Genomic DNA, 20,391 nt, shown 5'->3' with positions numbered 1-20,391 from the left:
CCTCAGGTCCGCTCGCGGAGCCGGCGGGTGGCCTCATCGCCCAGCGCGATGAAGCGGTCCAGCCCCTCCTCGTAGGCCGTCACGGCTTCCGGCTCGAACGTCGTGAACGCCGGCGCCGGCCAATCTCCCGCTTCGCCCTCGCCCGGCCGGGGCCACCACCCTACGGCGGATCCGGCAGCCAGCGCCGCCCCGTAGGCCGCCATCTCCGGACAACTCGGAACATCGACCGGGACGCCGAGAACCGATGCCTTGATGGAGACCCACAGACTGCTACGCGACGGGGCACCCGAACTCACCATCCGGTTCATGGTAATGCCGTATCGGGCAAGGTCACGGGCGATGTGAGCCAAGCCGTAGGCGGAGGCCTCAAGGAGGGCGCGGGCGACGACGCCCCGGGCGGACGCCGGACCGAGGCCGTGGATCTCAGCCCGCAGATCCGGCTCCCAGCGGGGCGCCCTCTCGCCCTCGAGGAACGGGAGGACGATCACCCCGTCCGAACCCGGTTCGACCCCTGCGGCCGCATCGATCAGGTCGGGAACCGTCCGGCCGGTCATCGAGGACCACCAGTCCAGCATGGCGCCGTGCGAGGCCGCCGGGCCCCCGACCAGGTAGACGCCGGGAACGTGGCCGGGGATACCGTGCTCGGACACCACCGGGTGGTCACTCGGGGCTGCGGCCACGCCGAGACCTCCGGTCCGGCCTCCCGGATCGAAACCCTTCCCGGGTCTGTCGATGGCGGCCGCCCAGGCGGTGAGAAAGGCGTCGTTGGCGCCCGGCGCCAGCAGGATCCCCCCTGGCAACCCGGAATCCCCCGCCGTCGCTCCCACGGTCGAGCCGACCGGGATCGGATCTCCGAACCCCTCCAGCGGCTCCTGGCCCGGCCACACGGCCTGCGTGTCGGGTGATCCACCGAGTTCGGCCGCCAGGAAGTCCCACATCTGGCGGGGCCGGTCCCCGCCACCATGGTGCCTCGACATCTCCTCCGCCTGCGCCAGATGCTGACCGGCAAAGTCGGAGGAGGCCCCCGCCGGGTGCCGGTAGGTCAATGCGCGCCGCGCGGCCGGCATCACGGTGGTGGGTCCCTGGCCGCCGATCCCGAGGGCGACCGGAATACCTGCGCCCAACTGCTCCACAGCCAGAACCAACCCCTCGAGCCAACGGTAGGGGTCCGCCTCACCGCGGGGAAGACGCTGCGGACCGAGCCACGCCTCGGATCCGGCCACCACCCTTCCCCCTCGATCCAGGGCCACCGCCCGGGCGGCGCCGGTACCGATGTCCACCCCGGCTACGACTTGGCCCGCCATCAGGCCGGCCCGTACTCGACAAACACCCGGTAGGTGGGCCGGGAGGTGACGAGCGTAAGGGCCTCCTGCACTCGCGACAGCGGGAACCGGGCCGTTACGAGGCGGTCGAGGTCGTCCGCGATGACTCCGGAACGGATAACGGCGGCCGCCCGCCGCCAATCCTCCGGCTCCTGGTTGAACACGCCCACGATCGACACCTCGTCGCGATGAGCCCGATCAGCTGCCACACCGACCGTGGCCTCCGGGTCAAAGGCGCTGTACAGGACGACAGAACCGCCCGGCGCCACCATCTCGACCGCGAGGTCCAGGCCTCCCATGGCGGTCACGAACACCACGTCCTGGAGGCCTCCGACCCGGCGGGCCTCTCCGGGCTGCGCCACCCAGTCGGCACCGGCCTCCGCGGATTCCGTGCGTCTTTCCTCCGATATGTCCACCACCCCGATGGCCGCGGCGCCCTCGATGCGGACCAGGGCCATGTGAAGCCGCCCCATGAACCCCCCGCCGATGACGGCCACCCGCGCCCCCGCCGCGAAACCGGCTCTCCGCAGCGAATGGACCGAGCAGGCGATGGGCTCGCCCATCGCGGCATGGAGCATGGGAGCATTCCCGACCGGGTGAGTCGATTTCGCGTCAACCGAGATGGTTTCGACGAACCCTCCGAAACTGAAGGTACCGTCCGACAGGTAGCGACCCTGGCGGTAGCGGCAGAGGGCGGTCCTGCCCCGCCGGCACGGCCCGCAAGTCAGGCATCGGGTGAGCAGGTCGACTGTCACCGCATCGCCGACCTGTGGAGAGCCCTCCAGGGCATCCACTCCGGATCCGACCTCCACCACCGACCCGGCAACCTCGTGACCGGGAGAAACGGGACACCAACGCTTGTCGCCGGCGAAGATTCTCCGTTCGAAGGTGCATACACCGCATGCGGCCAATTCGACCAGCACCTGGTCCGGGCCCGGGGTGGGATACGGCTCGTCGCGAAGCTCCACCCGGCCGGGCCCGGTGATGATGGCCGCTCTCACCGGGATCTTCTCGACCTGCCGGGAGGAAAACGCCTGACGGACGCCTGGGGAGACACCCGCGGGATGGTAACCGGCGGCGCCCGAGTCACGCCTCCTGCCGGCGGGCTTCCCGGACACGGACCACGTCGGTTATAACCACGCCCGACAGCACCAGAGCCCCGCCCAGCAGGATGCCGGGCTGGACCCGCTCGTTGAGGACCACGACCCCGGCCATGACAGCGACAAGCGGGATCAGGTAAGAAATGACCGACGAGAAAACTACCGGAACGTGGCGGATCAGGAAGTAGTAGAGGCTGAGCGGCAGGAACATTCCGATGGTGCCGGAGTAGAGGATCGCCAGGAGGCCGGTGGCGCTATGGCCGAGCGGCGCGCCATCGAGCGCCAATGCCACGACCCACTGGATGGCGCTCCCCACTGCCAGCTGGACTCCCGTGACGCCGAGCACCGAGTATCGGCCGGCGTGGCGCTTGGCGTAGACGCCGGCGAATGAGATCAGCACCACGCTGGTCAGAGCCATCATGCCCGCCATGATCGGGTCGCCGCCGTCGGTTATCCCGGAGTCCCCGATCAGGATGAGGGCCGTTACACCCGCCAGACCGAGCATCAGGCCGAACGTGGTCCCCGCGTTGATGCGCTCGTTGGTCAGCATGAAATGGGCGACCACGGCGGTCCCGAGGGGGATCAATGTGTTCACGAGGGTTACGAAACCGGCAGAGGCATTGGCCAGGGCTACGTACCTGGCCTGCTGGGGCAACGCCACGCTGAGAAGCGCCAGCACCAGACCGATGCGTAGCTCGACCGGACCAACCAGGTTCCGGCGGCGCATGAGGCCGATCATCAACCAGACCGACACGGCGGCGGCCAGAGACCCGCCTGCGGCCATGGTCGAGGGGCCGATGCCCTCGCCGATGCCGACCCTTACCGCGATCGGAGAGGTTCCCCAAGACAGGCTGATGATCCCGAGGATCACCCAGATCCGTTGGTTGGTGATCCGCAGGCTCACCTCGCCATCCTAGGGGGGTGGCCGGTTCGCTCCCCTCGGGAGTCCGGCCGCAGGCCAGGTCGATCCGCGGGTAACGTGAACACGCGTGAGTCTCTCCGGATCAGGAGGTCGGATTGTCCGGGCGGCTGAAGTACTGGGGATGGGGATTGGAGAGCGAAGGGCTGTCCGGCACCGAGCGGGACAGCCTCCTGTCCACCCTTGCCGGCGACTTCGAGATCCGGTCGACCACCGAGGGTCGCGTTCCCGGCATCACCGATATAGACCTCCCCGATTCCCGTCTGGCCATCCCGCCCGGCCTGAGCCGGATATGCACCGGGGAACCCTACGAGAGGATCCTCCACAGCTTCGGCCAATCCCAGCCCGATTCGATCCGCATCTTCGCGCGAGACTTCGCCCACGCTCCCGACGTGGTGGCCTATCCGAGGGACGAGTCGGATCTGGTGGCCTTGTTCGAGTGGGCCGGCGAGGCTAACGCGGCTCTGATTCCGTACCGAGGCGGTTCGTCGGTGGTGGGAGGAGTCACTCCCGACACCGGCGGCGGATACCGTGGAACCATCACGGTCGACACGAGCCGGATGAACCGGGTGCTGGACGTCGACACCGACTCCCGAGCCGCCCGGATCCAGGGTGGGGCCCGCGGCCCGGAACTCGAGGCCGCCCTGAAACCGCACGGCATGACGCTGCGGCACTTTCCCCAGTCCTTCGAGCACTCGACGCTGGGTGGATGGATCGCCACACGATCCGGCGGCCATTTCGCCACCCTCTACACCCACATCGACGACTTGGTGGAGAGCGTCACCATGGTTACCCCGGTGGGCCGGATCGGGTCGAGACGCCTCCCGGGATCGGGTGCGGGCCCGAGTCCGGATCGGCTCATGCTCGGCTCCGAGGGGTCGCTGGGAATCATCACCGAGGCTTGGGTGCGCCTCCAAGGCAGGGTGAGGTTCAAGGCCACCGCCGGGTTCAGGTACGCCGGATTCCTCGAGGCCGCTCGGGCGGTCAGGGCGATCACCCAGGCCGGCCTCTACCCGGCCAACGTAAGGATCGTCGACGGCGTCGAACTCCAGGTCAACGGGGCAGGTGACGGCTCCTTCACCCTGATGGTCGTGTCTTTCGAGTCGTCCGACCACCCGGTGGACGCCTGGATGGACCGCGCCGCGGAGTGCGCCCAGGACTGCGGGGGAATACCGGACGGGGACAGGCATACCGACCCTGGCGCCCACCTGAAGGGAGCCGTGGGCGCCTGGCGCAACGCATTCATCCGCATGCCCTACAACCGGGAGGCACTGACGCCTCTGGGCATAATCTCCGACACCTTCGAGTCGGCCATTACCTGGGACCGCTTCGAGTCCTTCTACCGAGCCGTCGCCGGCGCCGCCCAGGAAGCCATCCGCGCCGCGACCGGGGGTGAGGGCGCCGTGTCATGCCGGTTCAGCCACGCCTATCCCGACGGCCCGGCCCCCTACTTCGCATTCCATTGCGCCGCCGACCCGGCGTCCATGCTCGACCAGTGGTGGGAGATCAAACAGGCAGTGTCGGACGCGGTGATAGCCAACGGCGGGACGATCACCCACCACCACGCCATCGGGAGGGACCACCGGCCATGGTACGAGCAGCAGCGGCCCCGCCTGTTCGGTGATGTGCTGGCCCGTGCCAAGGAACACCTGGACCCCCACGGAGTACTCAACCCCGGAGCACTGCTGGCTGTCAGGCGACCCTGAGACCCGGGGTGCACGTATCTCGAGGGCGTACGCTGCGTGGGAGGCCCTACCTGACAGCATCAGCGCCCGGAAGCTGATTCGCGGCCGGACGCGTGGAGTTCCCGGCGAGGCTGATACAGTGAAACTCCGACGAACTTCGTGGTAGCAAGGAGTCCGAATGCCCGATCCGGCTTATGCCAGTGGTGACCGTTCGACACCGTTGTTGCAGGAGACCATCGGCCGGAACCTGGAATCAACCGTTGCCCGGTTCCCTGACCGGGACGCTCTCATTTCGGTACACCAGGGTATCCGCCAGAGCTACCGGGAGTTCAACGACTCGGTGGACCTGCTGGCCATGGGGTTGCTCCGCCTCGGGCTCGGGACCGGTGACCGGGTCGGCATCTGGAGTCCCAACTGTGCGGAGTGGGTGTGGATCCAGTACGCCACGGCGAAGATCGGGGTGGTCCTGGTCAACATCAATCCTGCCTACCGGACTCACGAACTGCGCTACGCGCTGGCCCAGTCCGGCTGCCGGGTGCTGGTGTCCGCTCAGGCCCATCTCTCCTCGAACTACCTGGAGATGGTGGCGGAGGTGGAGGACGAGTTGCCCGACCTGGAGCGGGTGATCTTCCTGGGAACCCCGGAATGGGACGACTTGATGGCGCCGGCGGAGGACGGGATGGACGGGGTCCTGGCCGACCGGTCCGCCGGGCTGCATCATGACGACGCCATCAACATCCAGTACACGTCAGGCACCACCGGGTTCCCCAAGGGCGCCACGCTCAGCCACGCCAACATCCTCAACAACGGTTTCTTCGTAGGTGAGGCCTGCGCCTACACGGACGAGGACCGGGTGTGCCTACCCGTCCCCCTCTACCACTGCTTCGGGATGGTGCTCGGAACCCTGGCATGCACTACTCACGGTTCCGCCATCGTGCTGCCCGGTCCCGGGTTCGATCCGGGCCAGGTGCTCACCACGATCCAGCAGGAGAGCTGCACCAGCCTCTACGGGGTGCCGACCATGTTCATCGCCGAACTCGCCCATCCCGACCTCGAGACCTCCGACCTTTCCTCGCTCCGCACCGGGATCATGGCCGGATCACCCTGCCCGGTGGAGGTGATGAAGCAGGTGATCTCCGACATGAACATGTCCGACGTCACGATCGCCTACGGCATGACCGAGACCTCTCCGGTTTCCACCCAGACGATGACCACCGACACGATCGACAGAAGGGTCTCCACCGTGGGCAAGGTGCATCCCCATGTCGAGATCAAGATCATCGACCCCGAGAGCGGCGAGACCGTGGAGCGGGGCCAGGACGGTGAGTTATGTACACGCGGATACTCCATCATGTTGGGGTACTGGAGCGACCCGCAGCGCACGGAGGAGTCCATCGACACCGACGGGTGGATGCACTCCGGCGACCTGGCCACGATGGACCCGGACGGATACGTGAACATCGTCGGACGGATCAAGGACATGATCATCCGCGGCGGCGAGAACATCTACCCGAGGGAGATCGAGGAGTACCTCTACGGCCATCCGGCCATCGAGGACGTGCAGGTGATCGGCATACCGGACGAGAAGTACGGCGAGCAGGTCATGGCGTGGGTGAAGCTGCGGGAGGGCGCAGAGGCGACCGGGGAAGGCATCAAGGACTTCTGCCGGGGCCGGATCGCTCACTTCAAGGTTCCGGAATACGTCAAGTTCGTGGACAGCTTCCCGATGACGGTCACCGGCAAGATCCGCAAGGTCGAGATGCGGGAGGCATCCATCGCCGAACTGGGACTGGAGAACGCGTCCCGGATCGAATCCGCCTGAGCCCAGGGCGGTTTACCGGTAGCACCTGCCCGAGCGGTGCCAACCAGGGTGTCTCGTAGGGCTTTCAATGGTGTTCTATTCTGTAGACTACTTTATGGAAGACAATGGAAACCGGCCTACATGGCCACACCTAACCCGTTCCGACCCACGTTCGGTTCCGTACCGCACACGCTGGCGGGCCGCGACGAGGTACTGGCACGGATCTCGGCGACGTTCGGGCTGATTGAAGGTGATCCGGACGCCACCGCGGTGGTAATCGGGCACCGGGGCACGGGCAAGACGGTGTTGTTGAACAAGGCGGTGCTGGCCGCGCGGGAGCGCAGATGGGCGGCCGTGTCGGTATCGGCCACCGACGGGCCGTTGGAGGAGGCAGTGATCGAGGCGGTGGCAGCCTCGCAGATAGCCAGATCGCGTGGCCCACGTATCGGGCAACTCACCGGTATCCAGGCCCTGGGATTCGGGCTGTCGTGGTCTCCGCCCCCGCACGGCTCCAATCCGAGCCTGCGCTACATCCTTACCGACTTCGCTGACCAGGCCGCACGATCGGGCGTGGGGATGTTGATCGCGCTCGACGAGATGCAGCACCTGTCGCGTGGCGAAGCTCGCCGGTTCGCGTCCGCACTCCAACATGTGATCCGTAACGAGGGCCATTCCGTGGTCTTCCTCGGTGCGGGCCTCAGCGTTATCGAAACCACGATCCTCTCTGATCCCGGGATGACATTTTTCGGGCGGTGCGCGCGTATCCCGATCGGGCCATTGGATGATGCGGAGGCGCGCCGAGCCATAAGGGAACCGCTGCGGGACGCCGGGATCAGGATCGAGGCGGCTGCCCTCGACGAGGCGGTTGCCGCGGCTCGTGGCTACCCGTTCATGCTCCAACAGGTCGGATACCAGACATGGAGATCAACCTCGGACTGGTCCTCGCCCGTCACCGTGGCCACCGTCCGGGCGGGAATCTCCCTAGCGCAGGAAGCGATGGTGAACCAGGTGTTGAAGCCGGACTGGGCTCGTCTCAGCCCCCTGGAACACCGCGCTCTGGTGGCGATGAGTCATGATGACGGACCCACGAGAACATCCGATCTCCGAGCACGGCTCCGGATGACCTCAGGAACCTGGGCAACCTACCGCAGGAGGCTCATCGACGCGGGAGTAATCGTGGCCCCCCACCGGGGTTGGATCGACTTCGCCCACGCACCCATGCGGTCCTGGGTGCGCACCGTGGCCTTGGACAGCCCGGAGGAAATCGACACGCACTACGAGCGCCCACCGAACCTACGTGATCGTATAGCTGACGCGCTGGAGATCGATCGGCGGGCTTCGTACGCATCGATAGGACGAGCCGTGGGCGCTCACCGCAGCTACGTCCGCCAGATCGCCCTGGTCGAGCGGCTGGCCCGTTGATAGACGGACCCGGTGGAGCGAATCCCTACCCAGGCGCGATGGCCCGGATGCCGAGGGCTCGGGCACCGTCCGCCAGGCGACGGTCGTAGGTAACCACGCCTTCCATTTCGTCACCGAGTTCCAAGGCTGCCGCCAGGTGCAAGGCGTCAAGACTACGGAGCACCACAGGGTCCAGCATGACCGCCCGCTCGCACACCGCAGTGGAGAGCTTCAGCAGGATCAGGGAATCCAGTAGTCCTCGCGCCCGCGTCATCTGTTCCGAATCCACCCTTCTGGTGACCCGCAACAGTTCCGTCCTCAGGAGATCACTGGATACCACTTGATCATCCGCTGCATCCCACCAACTGCGTAGTGCAGCCGATTCCGGCTCGAAGAAGACAAGCTTCACCGCAGCGGAGGTGTCGAGATAGAACAAGTCAGTACCGCTCGGTCTCGCGCATCTCCTCCAGCACGTCCGACGGTCGCGGCCCACCCTGCCGGGGCCGAACCGGGGGATCCAACTCCCTGCGGGGGCGGAGTGCCGGTCGCGCCAGACCCGACGCGATCAAGGCTTCGATACGATCCGTCTCGGTGGGCACCATCCGGACAACCGGCCGCCCACGATCCGTGATAGTCACCGACTCGCCGGCTGCCACCCTTCTGACCACAGCCGAAGCGTTCTGCTTCAACGCGCGTATTCCAACCTCGGCCATGTTCTACATTGTAGCACATTCCCCAGGAGCCCGGCTCGGAAGCGCAAATCGAGTCCGGGCGGCATGCTGCCAGGGAGTGATGGCGCCGGCAGGTAGCCTCCGGGGTACGGTCCGGCCTCGTCGCCGACGGCCGCTTCAGGGTTATCCGCCGTCGGCGACCCCTGGGAAACAGGACACAGAACAGGATCGTTCGACCGGTGAACCCGACCACCAAGGGGATGTTGTGGGCTTTGTCCGCGGTCCTGACCGGCTCCTGGCTGCCGCTGCTCTACCTCTTCACCCATGTCAGCAACGACCCCTTCGTCTGGCGCTCATGGCTGCTGGTCTTCCAGGTCGTGATGCTGCTCCCGGTCTTCTTCCTTGTTCCGGCCGGGAACAAGCGCCTGCTGGAGAAGGCCCGGCGCCTGCTCTTCTACTGGGGGGAAGCCGGAGAACCCGTTCGGGTTCGGAAGCCGCTGGACATGCTGCGAACCCCGGTCCTCTGGATGGCTATCTCCTTTGCCCTGGACCTGGCCTTCTGGGTGTGGGCGGCGACTCTGATCGATCCGCTGGTGGTGACCATCATCTTCCAGTTGATGCTGATCGGGATGGTCTGGATGGCGGCCCGGCTGGGTAGGAAGATCTCCAGCGGGGAGCGGCCCTCCCCCCACGTCCTCAGCGGCAAGCACTGGACGCTGATGTTCCTCTCCTTCCTGGGCGCCGCCCTGGTCGTCTGGTCGGAGACGGCTGCGGTCGGGGCTCTGAACTGGCTGGGGATAGCTTTGGCGTTCCTCGGCACCGCCACCGCCGTCGGAAGCCTCTGGGGCACCGTCTCCATCGGCCGCCTGATGGGGTGGCCGACCCGAAACCACCACGACCTGGTATGGAACGCCACGTTCGCGGCAGTGGCCGGACGGATTCTTGCCCTACCCCTGACCCTGATCGGGGGCTTCCTGTTCTTCCCTCCGTCCGGCGACAGCTTCGACCTCACCTGGAACCTGGTGGGCCTACTGACCCTGACCGGAGTGTTCAACGCGGCCGGGGCCCTGAGCCACCGGTACTCCCTCTACGTGACCTCGAGCCTGAGCGTCCAGCGGATCATGTTCTTCTCGCCGGTCTTCCAGATGCTCTGGTTGTGGCTCTTCGCCGAGGTGTCCATAGCCAACCCCCAGGCCCTCCTGATCGGGACCGGGATCGTGCTCCTCTCCAACCTGGGCTGGCAGAGCAAGCAACTATGAATATGACCGGATAGGCCCCGGAAGGATCCGCCCGGGTCAGGTGGAAGCAGACTCTGTGGCGTCTTCGGGTTGATCCTCGTCGAGCGCCCCGTCCATGGCCTCGGCCGGATCCGGATCGGCCTCGCGCCGACGGAAAAGGGAACCGAGCATCGCGACCCCCACCACCACCAGGGCCACCGGCAGGAGCCACCGGAACGTGCCGATACCGCTCAACTCGTCGGGAACCACCAGCCTGACCGCGAGCAGGATCAGCACCACCCCGAACCCGAAGGAGAACACGTTGAAGGGATGGCGCTTCATCATCCGTCCTCCACATTGACCGTTGTAGAGGGCGTTGCCCCTCCGGGCAACGCCCAGACCTCTATCTCACCCAACCCCATACTGGCGTCAAGGACGATCATTCCGTCAGCGCCCACGGAGACGTAGTCCGACGTTATTCCTATCCCTTGCCTGGAGGTGGTTCCGAGATGGTCCCAGGTGCGGATCGACCCGATCCCTACCCGTCCTGATACGTCGGCGGCAACGTCCTGGGGGAGGTAGACGGTCAGTTCACCGATGCCGACCTCGGCCTCGACCTCAACCACCCTGCCCGCGAAGTCCACCTCCCGCAAGTCGACCACCAGGCTCCCGACACCGAGACGGTAGGCATCGGGAATCTCGTCCACACCGCCAGGACGGTGATACCCGTCTCCGGCAGACGTGTCGAACTCAACCGTGTCCGATGCGAGCGACACCAGGACCACCGGTCCGTTACGGGACGTACTGAACTCGACCGTGTCCGATGCGATCGTTACCAGCGCCATGGGCACGAGCACGATACCCAGAGCGACGAGACCGCCCACGCGCCCGTACCAGGCGCCCACCACCAGCCCGAGACCCACGACCGCCACCAGCAACACCATGTAGTGACGGACGGAGGGGTGGAACCCGGGAACCACCGCGTCCAGGAAACCCAGGGTTCCCAGCAACACCAAGGCGGCTCCGACCGTGACCCGGCCCAGGTACGAGCGATCCCGCGGCGGCGCCGGCGGCGGGCCGGCGGGCCTGGAGGAGGGAGGACCGGCCGGAGGCTCTTCGGCCTGGTCGTCCGGCGCCGCCTGCGGGACGTCTGCGGTCTCGGGGCTCCGCCGGTCCGGCGGGCCCAAGTCGCCGCGATACAGCAACACTCCGATCCCCAGAAGTACCAGGGCGAAGACCAGCTCACCCCTCACCAGCCTGGTCTCGGCAATCAACACGACCGCCGCGAGGCCGATGAGGATGACACCCATCCACCGGCGGGCCGAGCGGTCGCCCGACAATCCCCGTGCTATCGACTCAGGCTCGCCTTCATCCGGGATCAGGAGCCAACCCGCTGCATAGAGGAAGATGCCGACCCCCCCGACCGGCACGAGGATGAGGAACCCCACCCGGACGACCCAGGCCTCGATTCCGAGTCGGTGGGCGAGCCCTAGCGCCACCCCGGCGATCCAGCGGCCTTCGCCGGGTCTGCGGAGCGATGAATGGCTGCTGTCGGTCATATCCATATCTTCCATCATTCCGGGCGCTGTGTCCGTGGGGAATCACCCTGAAACATCCCCCAGACCGGCCCCAGGCCGGGGGCATATCTCCGGTTCCGGCCCCGAACCGCGCCCGGACGATGCCAACATAGGCCGGAAGCAAGCCATACCAGACAGGAGGCCCGACGGTGCTGGCGCGGCGGGACGAGAACCGATTGGTGGCCGGCGTGGCCGGAGGAATCGCCGACCGGCTCGGCGTCCTGGATCTCTACGTCCGGGCCGCCTTCCTGGTCCTCGCACTCGTATGGGGGCTGGGAATACTCCTATACCTGGTGCTGTGGGCGCTGACCCTCGATCAGGCCGCCCGTCCGGAACCCGGTCCCCCGGCGGACGGTAACCGGCGGGCGGCGTACGTCCTGATGTTCATCGGTTCGTTGCTGCTGCTGCGCGGCCTCGGGATCTGGAGCGGAGATGGATGGGTCTGGCCGGGCGCGGCGCTGAGCTTCGGCACCGCCTTCCTGATGGACAGGGGCGATATCGACCCCCGCTCGGCGATCCTGGGGCTGTTCGACCCGGACAGCGGACGGTTCCGCGCCCGGACGGTGATCGGCGTCGTGCTGCTGTTGATCGGCGTGTCGATCCTCGCCAACGTGGCTGCTCCCGCGGTCGGCACCGTACTGCTGGCGGTGCTGATCACCGGAGTCGGCATGATGGTGCTCCTCGGGCCATGGGTGTGGAGGCTGGTTTCCGACCTGGGAGCAGAACGCCGGCGGCGGATCCGCCAGGAGGAGCGAGCAGACATGGCTGCCCATCTCCACGATTCGGTCCTACAGACGCTGGCCCTGATCCAGCGAACCGACGACCCTCGGAGGGTTATGACGCTGGCCCGGGTCCAGGAACGGGAGCTCCGACGCTGGCTCTACGACACTACGCCGGCGGGCGGTCCCGAGCTCCTCTCCGCCGCCCTCCAGGAGGAGGCCGAGCGGATCGAGCAGACTTTCGACATCCACATCCAGGTGGTCACCGTGGGAGACCGCCCCGTCGATGAGGGTGTCAGGGCGACCATCGCGGCTACCGGCGAGGCGCTGACCAACGCAGCACGGCATTCGGGCGCGGACCGGGTCTCCGTCTACTCCGAGGTGAGCCAGGGAACAACCGATGTCTGGATCTCCGATCAGGGGGCCGGATTCGACCCCGAGGCGGTGGCCGGCGACCGCCATGGCATCACCGAGTCGATAGTGGGTCGGATGGAGAGTAACGGCGGCGCCGCCACCGTCTCATCAGCGCCGGGGGAAGGCACGGAGGTCCATCTGCGTCTGGGAGGAGAGCCACGATGATCCGAATCTTTCTGGTTGATGACCACCGGCTCTTCCTCTCCGGAGTCAGGGCGGAACTAGCCGGTCCGGAGGACATCGACCTCGTCGGCGTAGCAGGCGATGTGGACGATGCCATCGACGCCCTGCGGGACAGCCCCCCGGACGTGGTACTGGTGGACGTGCACATGCCGGGCGGTGGTGGCCTGGCGATCCTCGAGAACGTGCTCCAGACCCATCCCGACGTGAAGTTCCTCGCCCTGTCCGTCTCGGACGCGGCCGAGGACGTCATCGCCATGATCCGGGCAGGGGCCCGCGGCTACGTAACCAAGTCCATCCGTCCGGAGGCTCTGGTCGACGCGATCAGACGGGTCCATGCAGGGGACGCGGTCTTCTCCCCCATGCTGGCCGGTTTCGTGCTGGACACCTTCGCCGCCACTATCCCGGAGCCCGCCGACCCTGAGCTGGATCAGTTGACCACCCGTGAGCGGGAAGTGCTGCGCCTGATCGCCCGCGGCTTCTCCTACAAGCAGGTGGCGCGCCGTCTTTACATCAGCCACAAGACGGTCGAGTCCCATGTCTCTGCGGTGCTGAGGAAACTCCAGCTGACCAACCGCTACGAACTCGCCCACTGGGCGAGCCGGAGACGGATCGTCTGATCGCCATCGGGTGATCCTTGCGCCGATGGATCCGCACCTTCGTATCGAATGGTGGACGGCGGTTACGTCGACTTCGGTGATCGGCTGTTGCAGTCCGGCCAGCGTCTCATGTAGCGGAGTTCTCCGACCTGATCCGACGGAACAACAGAAACCACGATGCCACCCTCGCCGGCTGCCAACAGCGGCGAGAACGTAGGAGGCACCGACCGATCCGGCCTGTGCCTCCATCAAACCTGTTCGGTCAGATACGCCTGACGTTCTGGGCTTCGTCGCCTTTACGGCCGGGCCCTATGTCGAACTCGACCCTGTGGCCCTTGTCAAGAGACCCGTAGACCTCACCCACAATGTTGGAGTAGTGAACGAACACGTCGTCACCCCCCTCGCGCGAAATGAAGCCGAAGCCCCGTTCGCTATCGAAAAACTTGACTGTTCCTTGCAAATCAATACCTTGCTCTCTTCAAGCCGGTCTGGATGACCGTTTCGAATCTGGATGACCATTTCGAAATGCAATCCTACCGCGTTGCGCCCGCCGACCACGCATCCCGCGTTCGGCGCCTCGGCCGGTCGGTCCGACATCTTCTACGCCTTCCGGTTTTCGGGCGGCTGAGGCTTACCCGGATTCGGAACCCCGACCCACGCCCGAACCTCCGGGTGTGACCCCGAAGGTGAAGAGGTCGGAGCGGCTGTAGTGCTGTAGTGGGGTCTTCGCAGCGCGAACGCAACCCGAACCTAAGGTTGTAGGTATCCCGAATTCCCGAACGGTCAAGAGGAGGCGGCGTGGATGTATTCGAGGCGATGCGAACGCAACGCAGCGTCAAGCGTTTCAAGATGGAACCCGTATCCGATGATGACATCCGCACCATCCTGACGGCGGCCACCTGGGCGCCCAACGGCCACAACGCGCAGCCATGGGAGTTCATCGTCGTCAAGGACTCGGAACTCAAGCAAAGACTCGCCGACCTCTACCGGGAGGGCTTGCAGTTCCTGCTGGACCACCCGCTCCGCCAGGGTCGCAAGGAGACCGACAAGCGCACGTTCGAGAAGACGATGATCCGCAAGTCGGTCTACCTCCGCGACCACCTCGAGGAGAGCCCTGTGCTCATCGTCGTGGCGATGAACCTGGACAAGCACAACCTTCCCCGGTACGGAGTCCTCAAGGCCATCCGCACCGAGGCCGTCTACACGTCGATCATGCCCTGCGTCCAGAACCTGATGCTGGCGGCCCGGGCGCTCGGCATCGGTACGTGCCTGACCACAGCTCTCAACATCCTCGAGGAAGACGCCAAGATCGCGCTGGGGATGCCGGAGGAGACCCAGATCATCGCTCTGCTCCCGATGGGATATCCCGCGGATGACTTCAAGCCCGTCACCAGGATTCCTGCCGGGGAGTTCACGCACTGGGACGGCTGGCAGGGCGACTGACAGTTCTGGACGGCCGGCAACGGCCGGGCCCGGTCAGGCCTCCCGACGGCTGGCGAGCCAGGCGCCCAACAGCACCACTCCGGTACCGGCCCACTGGACAGGGAGCACGACCTCCGAACGGAACGTCACTCCCAGCACTATGGCGACGATCGGGATGAAATACACCGCCACACCCCCTCGCGTCGGACCAACCCGTCCGACAAAGGAGGTCATGATCACAAACGCCGCACCGGTGTTGACGATCCCCAGCACGATCACCGCCAGCGCCGGGCCGATCCTCCACTGCGAGCCGGAGAGGCCGGCCAGGCCGAACGGAGCGGTGGCGACCGCCGCCACCCCGATCGCCCTCATCATCACGGCGGGGGCTCCGTAGCGCTGCTGGAGCGGGACCGCCACGTTGAGGGACGTGCCGTACAGGAAGGTGGCGAGCACCACCAGCAACACCCCCCAACCGCCGAGGGCCGATTCGCGGACGGCCGGGACGCTGATGACTATCGCTCCGGCGAAGCCGAGGAGGATGCCGGCCGTGATGCGTAGCCGGGGCAGGGACCGCATCAACACGACCGCTATAGAGGTGCTGAAGATGGGCACGAGAGCGTTCAGCATTCCCGCCAGAGCCGAGTCGATGTGCTGAAGGGCGATCGGGAACAGGAAGAAGGGCACGGCGACCCAGGTGAACCCCAGCAACACCACGCGTGGATAGTCGCTCCGCTCGATCCTCGTCCTGGCCGCCGGTAGGGCCACCAACACCAGGAAACCCAGGGTCGACCTCACCCAGGTGATCGTCAGCGGCGTCAGCGACTCCAGCCCGATCTCGATGAGCAGGTAGGAGGAGCCCCAGATAAGAGCCACGCCGGTGAGCAAGGCCCATTCGAGGAGGCCGAACGGTCCGAGCTGCGTTCCCTGGGCGGTGAACAGCACAGGTCTACGACCGGAACCACGGGACGGTCGGGATGACATGAGAGAAACGAGGGTACCGGGCTGGGACCGGTCAGGACTCGCGCCGGCTGGTCAGCCAGGCGCCGAACAGCACCACCGCGGTTCCGATCCACTGGATCGGGAGCACGGTTTCGGACCGGAAGACAGTGCCGAGCAGGATGGCGACGATCGGGAGGAAGTAGATCGCCACTCCCCCTCGAGTCGGGCCCACCCGCCCCGCGAACAGCACCATCAGCAGGAACCCCACCCCCGTGTTGACGAGCCCGAGCACCGTGACCGCTACCACGGGCGCCGCTTCCCAGGCAGACCCCCCCAGGCCGGCCAAGGCGAAGGGAGCGATGACTGCCGACGATATTCCCATGACACGCATCATCACCGCCGGCCCCCCGTACTTCTGCTGCAGGGGAATGGCCAGGTTGAGTCCCAGGCCGTAGAAGCCCGCAGCTACCACGGCGAGGAAGACGCCCCACGCGGCCGCCGATGATTCCAACGCGGCAGGAAGTCCGAGAGTGATCGCACCTACCAGCCCGAGCAGGAGTCCCGACACCTGGCGGATGCCGGGCAGCGTCCGCAGGAAGGCCATGGCGATGGACGCGGCGAAGATCGGTATGAGGGAGTTGATCATCCCCGCCAGCGCCGAATCGATGTGTTGCTGCGAGATGGGACTGAGGAGGAACGGGAAGCTGGTCCACACCAGCGCGAGAGCCGTGATCCGCCGCCAGTCCGCCCGGTCCACGGGGCGGCGCGTGGCCGGGAGGGTGGCCATCACCAGGAAACCGAGCGTCACCCTCACCCAGGTGACCACCGCCGGTTCGAGGGAGTCGAGCCCGATGTCGATGAGCAGGTACGACGATCCCCAGATGAGGGCGACGCCGGCGAGCAGCGCCCACTCGACCGGTCCGAAGGCTCCGGGCTGTGATCCATGCGCCGTGGAAAAGATGGGGGGCCGGCCCGATCGGCCGGGAGCGGAGGCCATCAAAGAGATGAGGGTAGCCTTGCCCCGGCACGGCTACGTGACAGGACACGCACCCGAGAGGAAGGGCCGGATGACCGAGCCGCCGGGCCGCTCCGCCAGGTTCGCTCCCGAGGACTGGGTCTCGGTCTGGCAGGGCTGGGCCCTCATCCTCCTGGTCCTGGTGGGGGTCAGGCCGGCCATCCCGGACTTCTCGTGGACCGCCGCACGGTTGGCGGATGCCTTCTCGTGGGGCGACGTGGCCGCAGCCCTGGCGATCGGGATTCTCCTAGTGGCGGCCTCGGCGGCGGGGATCCGCCTGATGGGAGGCCTCACAAAGCCGTACCTGATCGGATTCCCGGCCGTGTTCGTCCTTGCCTGGGCGGCCCGGCTCGTGGCCGGAAACGATGCGCTGCGGCAATGGGGGATCAGCTACGTGATCGTGGCCCTGGTCCTCGGGCTTCTCATCTCCAACCTGGGGGCCGTTCCGACCTGGATGCGGGAGGCGATCCGCACCGAGTACTACATCAAGACCGGACTGGTGATCCTCGGGACCAACATCGTCTTCGGCGAGATACTCCAGGCCGGCCTACTCGGCGTGGCCCAGGCTCTGCTGGTGGTACTGGTGGTGTGGTACCTCTGCTACCGCATAGCGAGGCGCCTGCGGGTGGACGACGAGTTCGCGACCATGCTGGCTTCGGCGGTGTCGATCTGTGGAGTGTCCGCAGCCATCGCCACGTGCGGCGCCATCGCCGGAGACCGGAAGAAGCTCTCCTACGTCACCTCGCTGGTACTCATCGTGGCGGTGCCGATGACGGTTGTCATGCCCTGGGTCGTGGAGCTTCTCGGCATTCCCGCCATTGTGGGAGGCGCCTGGCTGGGCGGGACCATCGACACTTCGGGAGCGGTCGTCGCGGCCGGGGAGATACTGGGAGACTCGGCCCTGAACGCGGCGGTGATCGTCAAGTTCTCCCAGAACGCCCTGCTCGGTGTGGCGGCCTTCGCCATCTCGCTCTGGTGGGCGCTCAGGGGCCAAGAGGACAGCGACACGAGACCGACGGCCAGGGTGATCTGGGATAGGTTCCCCAAGTTCGTACTGGGGTTCATCACTGCGTCACTGGTGTTCTCGTTCGTCCTCGGCACCGAGTTGGTGGACTCGACAGGTGCGCTGATGAAGGAGATACGCACCTGGTGGTTCGCGCTCGCCTTCCTTTGCATCGGTCTCGAGACCCGTTTCCGCGACCTGGTGTCGATGGACCAGGGCCGCCCCGCCGCCGCCTTCCTGCTCGGTCAGGCCGCCAACATCGTCTGGACGCTCTTGGTGGCCACCATCCTGTTCGGGGGAGCGATCTTCGCCGTTCCCGACCTCTGATCGGGTAGCCGGAGGGGAACCGATCTCTCGACCGCCGCGAGGTAGGCCGCCGGGGCCGATTGCATCCTCGCCGGGGTTCCGCCAGCATGGACGGTATGGCGGAGTTCCGACACTTCCGTGCCTTCGTGGAGATCGCCGCCAGGGGAAGCTTCACCGCCGGCGCCGACGCGCTGCGCCTCACCCAGTCCACCATCAGCGAGCAGATCGCCGCCCTCGAGAAGGAACTCGGCACGCGCCTGTTCGAACGGGGCCGCCACGGCGCCCACCTGACAGAGTCCGGCCGGCGCCTGCTCGAGCCTGCCCAGCGGCTCCTCAGGATGGCCACCGACATCGAGCGGCAGGCGCCCATGGGCGAGGAGAGAGGGCCCGTCCTGCGGGTCGGTGCCACTATGGGACCGCTCTTCATGCGGCTACCCGAAGTAGTGCACTCCCTCCAGCAGGAGGAGGCCGGACTGAAGGTGCGGCTACGGGACATCCCGACGGCCGAGGCCCTCCTCCAGATCGGGCTCGGGGAACTCGACCTGGGCATATTGAGCGTCCTCGACCGCTCCTTTCACAGCGCGCTCGGGACCGGTATCGAGTCCGTGGTCCTCGCCGAGGAGGACTGGGTGATACTCGCTCCGATCGGCCACGAACTGGCCGGGCATCGCGCCGTGCCGCTGGATCGGATCCGCAATGAGCCTCTGATCCTGTTCCCCAGGCCCTACGCCCTCCGGATGGTCATCGACGAGGCCTTCTCTCGAGCCGGGATCAGCGTGGAACCCACCATCGAGACCGGCTGGCTCGCTACGGCGGTTCGCTGCGTCGAGTTGGGCCTGGGGATCAGCCTGGTCCCGAGAGCCGTCACCATGTCCCAGACGGCCGATGTGGCGGTGCTCGACATCGACGAGCCTGTGATCCCGCGCCGAGTGCTGACGGCCATCTACCGCTCCGACTCGGACAGCCTGGGGTTGATCGAGCGCTTCCTCGAACTCCTACGGCACCACCCGCCCTTCGACTGACGGCAGCGCTCCGGACCGAGGCCGTTTCAACCCGCCGAGTGCCGGACCCTCGCCAGGTACTCGGCGTATTTGAGAGGCATGACCAGGGGATCCAGCACCGCCACGCCCTGAACCTGTTCGACCACCCGACCGAGCATTCCGGACCACAGGGAGCAGGCGAAGAACACCGACGCCGCCCCATCCTCTTCCACCGCGCGCCGGGCTTGTTCGATTCCGTCCTCGACAAGCGCCCGTTCCATCTCCGCCATGACGACGTCCCGCAGCTTCCCGACATCGGTGGCGAACAGGCTCTCGGCGGTCTCGGGATCCGGGTGGGAGAAATCCGCCATCCGGACGTTCACCATGCCGGGGTCGAAGCCGTGAGCGACGGCCCGGGGCGCCCACGTGTCGATCTTGTACCCACTCGCGATGATGGTCAACGGCCCCATCGCCGGAGCGGTGTGGGAGAGGGCCTCGAACGGACCGGTAACCGGGATACCTACCAGCGGCTTGGCCTCCCTGACCAGCGGGTCGGACGTGCAAGCCGACAACACTACGTCGAACCCGTCCCTCTCCGCTGCCACCACGGCCGCAAAGAACTCATCCCTCCAGAGCTCCGGTTCCGGAACGAAAGGGGTCTCGGGTAGACCGGGAAGATGACGGACGGAGAGAGCCGTCGTTGGCGATACGGCGGATCCGAGGACGTTGAGCGTCCACTCGTTGTACATGTCCGTCCCCATCGGGTGGATGACCAGTATCCGGGCCCGCAAACTCGACTCCTTCGGGTAGCTCGGTCGCCCGAGCCTAGGGGAGAGCCAGGCGGGCGGATGGTCGCGAAGCCATTTTGCCGTCTCCGCTCGGGGTCAACGAGCGGTTTGGTGAGCGCACTCCACCAGTCAACCCTGCCCCAGCCGGACGCACGTCCCTCCCCTGACATCCTTACTCACCATGCCGGGAGAATGCCCTGACACCGGATTGATCCGTGCGCACGAGTCAGCGCGCCTATCCTCCCCGAGCGGGGTAGATCTGCAGGACAAGGTTGGGGCTGATCCACCGACTCTTCGCGGTCAATTCCCTGAACTATGCCGGGTCGTCTAGGC

20 protein-coding genes are annotated in these 20,391 nt (G+C 66.5%); 9 read left to right on the top strand and 11 right to left on the bottom strand.

The genetic code is table 11. The features are described from left to right. Positions 1-2 precede the first annotated feature (2 nt). The 3 genes from ACOQPD_RS00195 to ACOQPD_RS00185 form a co-directional block, all read right to left on the bottom strand. Positions 3-1,304 (bottom strand): FGGY-family carbohydrate kinase, encoded by a 1,302-nt coding sequence (locus ACOQPD_RS00195; RefSeq protein WP_420612897.1) that lies wholly within the window; start codon positions 1,302-1,304, stop codon positions 3-5. Further along, positions 1,304-2,323, bottom strand: coding sequence for a zinc-dependent alcohol dehydrogenase (locus ACOQPD_RS00190; protein ID WP_420612896.1), 1,020 nt, complete (start codon positions 2,321-2,323; stop codon positions 1,304-1,306). Before ACOQPD_RS00190 ends, ACOQPD_RS00195 begins: the two co-directional genes overlap by 1 nt. A gap of 85 nt (positions 2,324-2,408) precedes the next feature. Next, positions 2,409-3,326 carry a DMT family transporter gene (locus ACOQPD_RS00185; RefSeq protein WP_420612895.1) on the bottom strand — a complete coding sequence of 306 codons (918 nt, stop codon included), beginning with the start codon at positions 3,324-3,326 and terminating at the stop codon, positions 2,409-2,411. A 113-nt stretch (positions 3,327-3,439) separates the two neighbouring features. On the opposite strand from ACOQPD_RS00185, the gene ACOQPD_RS00180 reads away from it, so the two are divergent. From ACOQPD_RS00180 to ACOQPD_RS00170, 3 genes are all read left to right on the top strand, one after another. Then, positions 3,440-5,047, top strand: a complete 1,608-nt coding sequence (locus tag ACOQPD_RS00180) for an FAD-binding oxidoreductase (protein WP_420612894.1) — start codon at positions 3,440-3,442, stop codon at positions 5,045-5,047. Positions 5,048-5,204: 157 nt separating this feature from the next. After that, positions 5,205-6,848: an AMP-binding protein gene (locus ACOQPD_RS00175; RefSeq protein WP_420612893.1), complete on the top strand. Its 1,644-nt coding sequence runs from the start codon at positions 5,205-5,207 to the stop codon at positions 6,846-6,848. 120 nt (positions 6,849-6,968) lie between these two features. Beyond that, on the top strand, positions 6,969-8,249 hold the full coding sequence (locus ACOQPD_RS00170; protein ID WP_420612892.1) for an ATP-binding protein: 1,281 nt from the start codon (positions 6,969-6,971) through the stop codon (positions 8,247-8,249). 25 nt (positions 8,250-8,274) lie between these two features. Here the strand turns inward: ACOQPD_RS00170 and ACOQPD_RS00165 are convergent, their stop codons facing one another. Both ACOQPD_RS00165 and ACOQPD_RS00160 read right to left on the bottom strand, forming a co-directional pair. Continuing rightward, positions 8,275-8,721: a type II toxin-antitoxin system VapC family toxin gene (locus ACOQPD_RS00165; RefSeq protein ID WP_420612891.1), complete on the bottom strand. Its 447-nt coding sequence runs from the start codon at positions 8,719-8,721 to the stop codon at positions 8,275-8,277. Continuing rightward, complete coding sequence (locus ACOQPD_RS00160) at positions 8,666-8,941, bottom strand: type II toxin-antitoxin system Phd/YefM family antitoxin (protein WP_420612890.1); 276 nt, start codon at positions 8,939-8,941, stop codon at positions 8,666-8,668. The genes ACOQPD_RS00165 and ACOQPD_RS00160 overlap by 56 nt, the downstream gene beginning before the upstream one ends. Positions 8,942-9,138: 197 nt before the next feature. On the opposite strand from ACOQPD_RS00160, the gene ACOQPD_RS00155 reads away from it, so the two are divergent. Beyond that, the gene (locus tag ACOQPD_RS00155; RefSeq protein WP_420612889.1) at positions 9,139-10,158 is read left to right on the top strand and encodes a hypothetical protein; all 1,020 of its coding nucleotides are present in this window, start codon (positions 9,139-9,141) and stop codon (positions 10,156-10,158) included. Positions 10,159-10,194: 36 nt separating this feature from the next. Here the strand turns inward: ACOQPD_RS00155 and ACOQPD_RS00150 are convergent, their stop codons facing one another. Further along, positions 10,195-10,461: a hypothetical protein gene (locus tag ACOQPD_RS00150; protein ID WP_420612888.1), complete on the bottom strand. Its 267-nt coding sequence runs from the start codon at positions 10,459-10,461 to the stop codon at positions 10,195-10,197. Beyond that, positions 10,458-11,681 (bottom strand): PspC domain-containing protein, encoded by a 1,224-nt coding sequence (locus ACOQPD_RS00145; protein ID WP_420612887.1) that lies wholly within the window; start codon positions 11,679-11,681, stop codon positions 10,458-10,460. The genes ACOQPD_RS00150 and ACOQPD_RS00145 overlap by 4 nt, the downstream gene beginning before the upstream one ends. A gap of 161 nt (positions 11,682-11,842) precedes the next feature. Between ACOQPD_RS00145 and ACOQPD_RS00140 the strand changes: the two genes are divergently transcribed. Together ACOQPD_RS00140 and ACOQPD_RS00135 are read left to right on the top strand one after the other, a co-directional pair. After that, positions 11,843-12,991 carry a PspC domain-containing protein gene (locus tag ACOQPD_RS00140; protein WP_420612886.1) on the top strand — a complete coding sequence of 383 codons (1,149 nt, stop codon included), beginning with the start codon at positions 11,843-11,845 and terminating at the stop codon, positions 12,989-12,991. Next, entirely contained in the window at positions 12,988-13,626 is a 639-nt protein-coding gene (locus ACOQPD_RS00135; protein ID WP_420612885.1) for a response regulator, read from the top strand. The genes ACOQPD_RS00140 and ACOQPD_RS00135 overlap by 4 nt, the downstream gene beginning before the upstream one ends. Positions 13,627-13,867: 241 nt before the next feature. Here the strand turns inward: ACOQPD_RS00135 and ACOQPD_RS00130 are convergent, their stop codons facing one another. Continuing rightward, complete coding sequence (locus ACOQPD_RS00130; RefSeq protein WP_420612884.1) at positions 13,868-14,065, bottom strand: cold shock domain-containing protein; 198 nt, start codon at positions 14,063-14,065, stop codon at positions 13,868-13,870. Between the two features lie 338 nt (positions 14,066-14,403). Between ACOQPD_RS00130 and ACOQPD_RS00125 the strand changes: the two genes are divergently transcribed. After that, positions 14,404-15,048, top strand: coding sequence for a nitroreductase family protein (locus ACOQPD_RS00125; protein ID WP_420612883.1), 645 nt, complete (start codon positions 14,404-14,406; stop codon positions 15,046-15,048). A 33-nt stretch (positions 15,049-15,081) separates the two neighbouring features. Here ACOQPD_RS00125 and ACOQPD_RS00120 read toward each other — a convergent pair whose 3' ends face one another. After that, positions 15,082-15,969 carry a DMT family transporter gene (locus tag ACOQPD_RS00120; RefSeq protein WP_420612882.1) on the bottom strand — a complete coding sequence of 296 codons (888 nt, stop codon included), beginning with the start codon at positions 15,967-15,969 and terminating at the stop codon, positions 15,082-15,084. Positions 15,970-16,039: 70 nt separating this feature from the next. Next, entirely contained in the window at positions 16,040-16,963 is a 924-nt protein-coding gene (locus ACOQPD_RS00115) for a DMT family transporter (RefSeq protein WP_420612881.1), read from the bottom strand. A gap of 7 nt (positions 16,964-16,970) precedes the next feature. Here ACOQPD_RS00115 and ACOQPD_RS00110 point away from each other — a divergent pair, with 7 nt between their 5' ends. Both ACOQPD_RS00110 and ACOQPD_RS00105 read left to right on the top strand, forming a co-directional pair. Continuing rightward, the gene (locus ACOQPD_RS00110; protein ID WP_420612880.1) at positions 16,971-18,311 is read left to right on the top strand and encodes a YeiH family protein; all 1,341 of its coding nucleotides are present in this window, start codon (positions 16,971-16,973) and stop codon (positions 18,309-18,311) included. A gap of 95 nt (positions 18,312-18,406) precedes the next feature. Continuing rightward, positions 18,407-19,312: a LysR family transcriptional regulator gene (locus tag ACOQPD_RS00105; RefSeq protein ID WP_420612879.1), complete on the top strand. Its 906-nt coding sequence runs from the start codon at positions 18,407-18,409 to the stop codon at positions 19,310-19,312. 26 nt (positions 19,313-19,338) lie between these two features. Here the strand turns inward: ACOQPD_RS00105 and ACOQPD_RS00100 are convergent, their stop codons facing one another. Next, a complete protein-coding gene (locus ACOQPD_RS00100; RefSeq protein WP_420612878.1) occupies positions 19,339-20,061 on the bottom strand; it encodes an aspartate/glutamate racemase family protein in 723 nt (240 codons plus the stop codon). Positions 20,062-20,391 lie beyond the last annotated feature (330 nt).

The organism is Candidatus Spongiisocius sp., assembly GCF_965221825.1.
Classification (GTDB): Bacteria; Actinomycetota; Acidimicrobiia; order Spongiisociales; family Spongiisociaceae; genus Spongiisocius.
Note: the sequence above shows the minus strand (reverse complement) of the source record. Positions and strands in the feature narration are given on the sequence as shown.

What these genes read in the sequence shown, in the direction of transcription:
- ACOQPD_RS00195 (WP_420612897.1), bottom strand. Translation starts at nt 1,304, where the DNA reads ATGGCGGGCCAAGTCGTAGCCGGGGTGGACATCGGTACCGGCGCCGCC.
- ACOQPD_RS00175 (WP_420612893.1), top strand. Translation starts at nt 5,205, where the DNA reads ATGCCCGATCCGGCTTATGCCAGTGGTGACCGTTCGACACCGTTGTTG.
- ACOQPD_RS00170 (WP_420612892.1), top strand. Translation starts at nt 6,969, where the DNA reads ATGGCCACACCTAACCCGTTCCGACCCACGTTCGGTTCCGTACCGCAC.
- ACOQPD_RS00160 (WP_420612890.1), bottom strand. Translation starts at nt 8,941, where the DNA reads ATGGCCGAGGTTGGAATACGCGCGTTGAAGCAGAACGCTTCGGCTGTG.
- ACOQPD_RS00150 (WP_420612888.1), bottom strand. Translation starts at nt 10,461, where the DNA reads ATGATGAAGCGCCATCCCTTCAACGTGTTCTCCTTCGGGTTCGGGGTG.
- ACOQPD_RS00145 (WP_420612887.1), bottom strand. Translation starts at nt 11,681, where the DNA reads ATGGATATGACCGACAGCAGCCATTCATCGCTCCGCAGACCCGGCGAA.
- ACOQPD_RS00135 (WP_420612885.1), top strand. Translation starts at nt 12,988, where the DNA reads ATGATCCGAATCTTTCTGGTTGATGACCACCGGCTCTTCCTCTCCGGA.
- ACOQPD_RS00115 (WP_420612881.1), bottom strand. Translation starts at nt 16,963, where the DNA reads ATGGCCTCCGCTCCCGGCCGATCGGGCCGGCCCCCCATCTTTTCCACG.
- ACOQPD_RS00110 (WP_420612880.1), top strand. Translation starts at nt 16,971, where the DNA reads ATGAGGGTAGCCTTGCCCCGGCACGGCTACGTGACAGGACACGCACCC.
- ACOQPD_RS00105 (WP_420612879.1), top strand. Translation starts at nt 18,407, where the DNA reads ATGGCGGAGTTCCGACACTTCCGTGCCTTCGTGGAGATCGCCGCCAGG.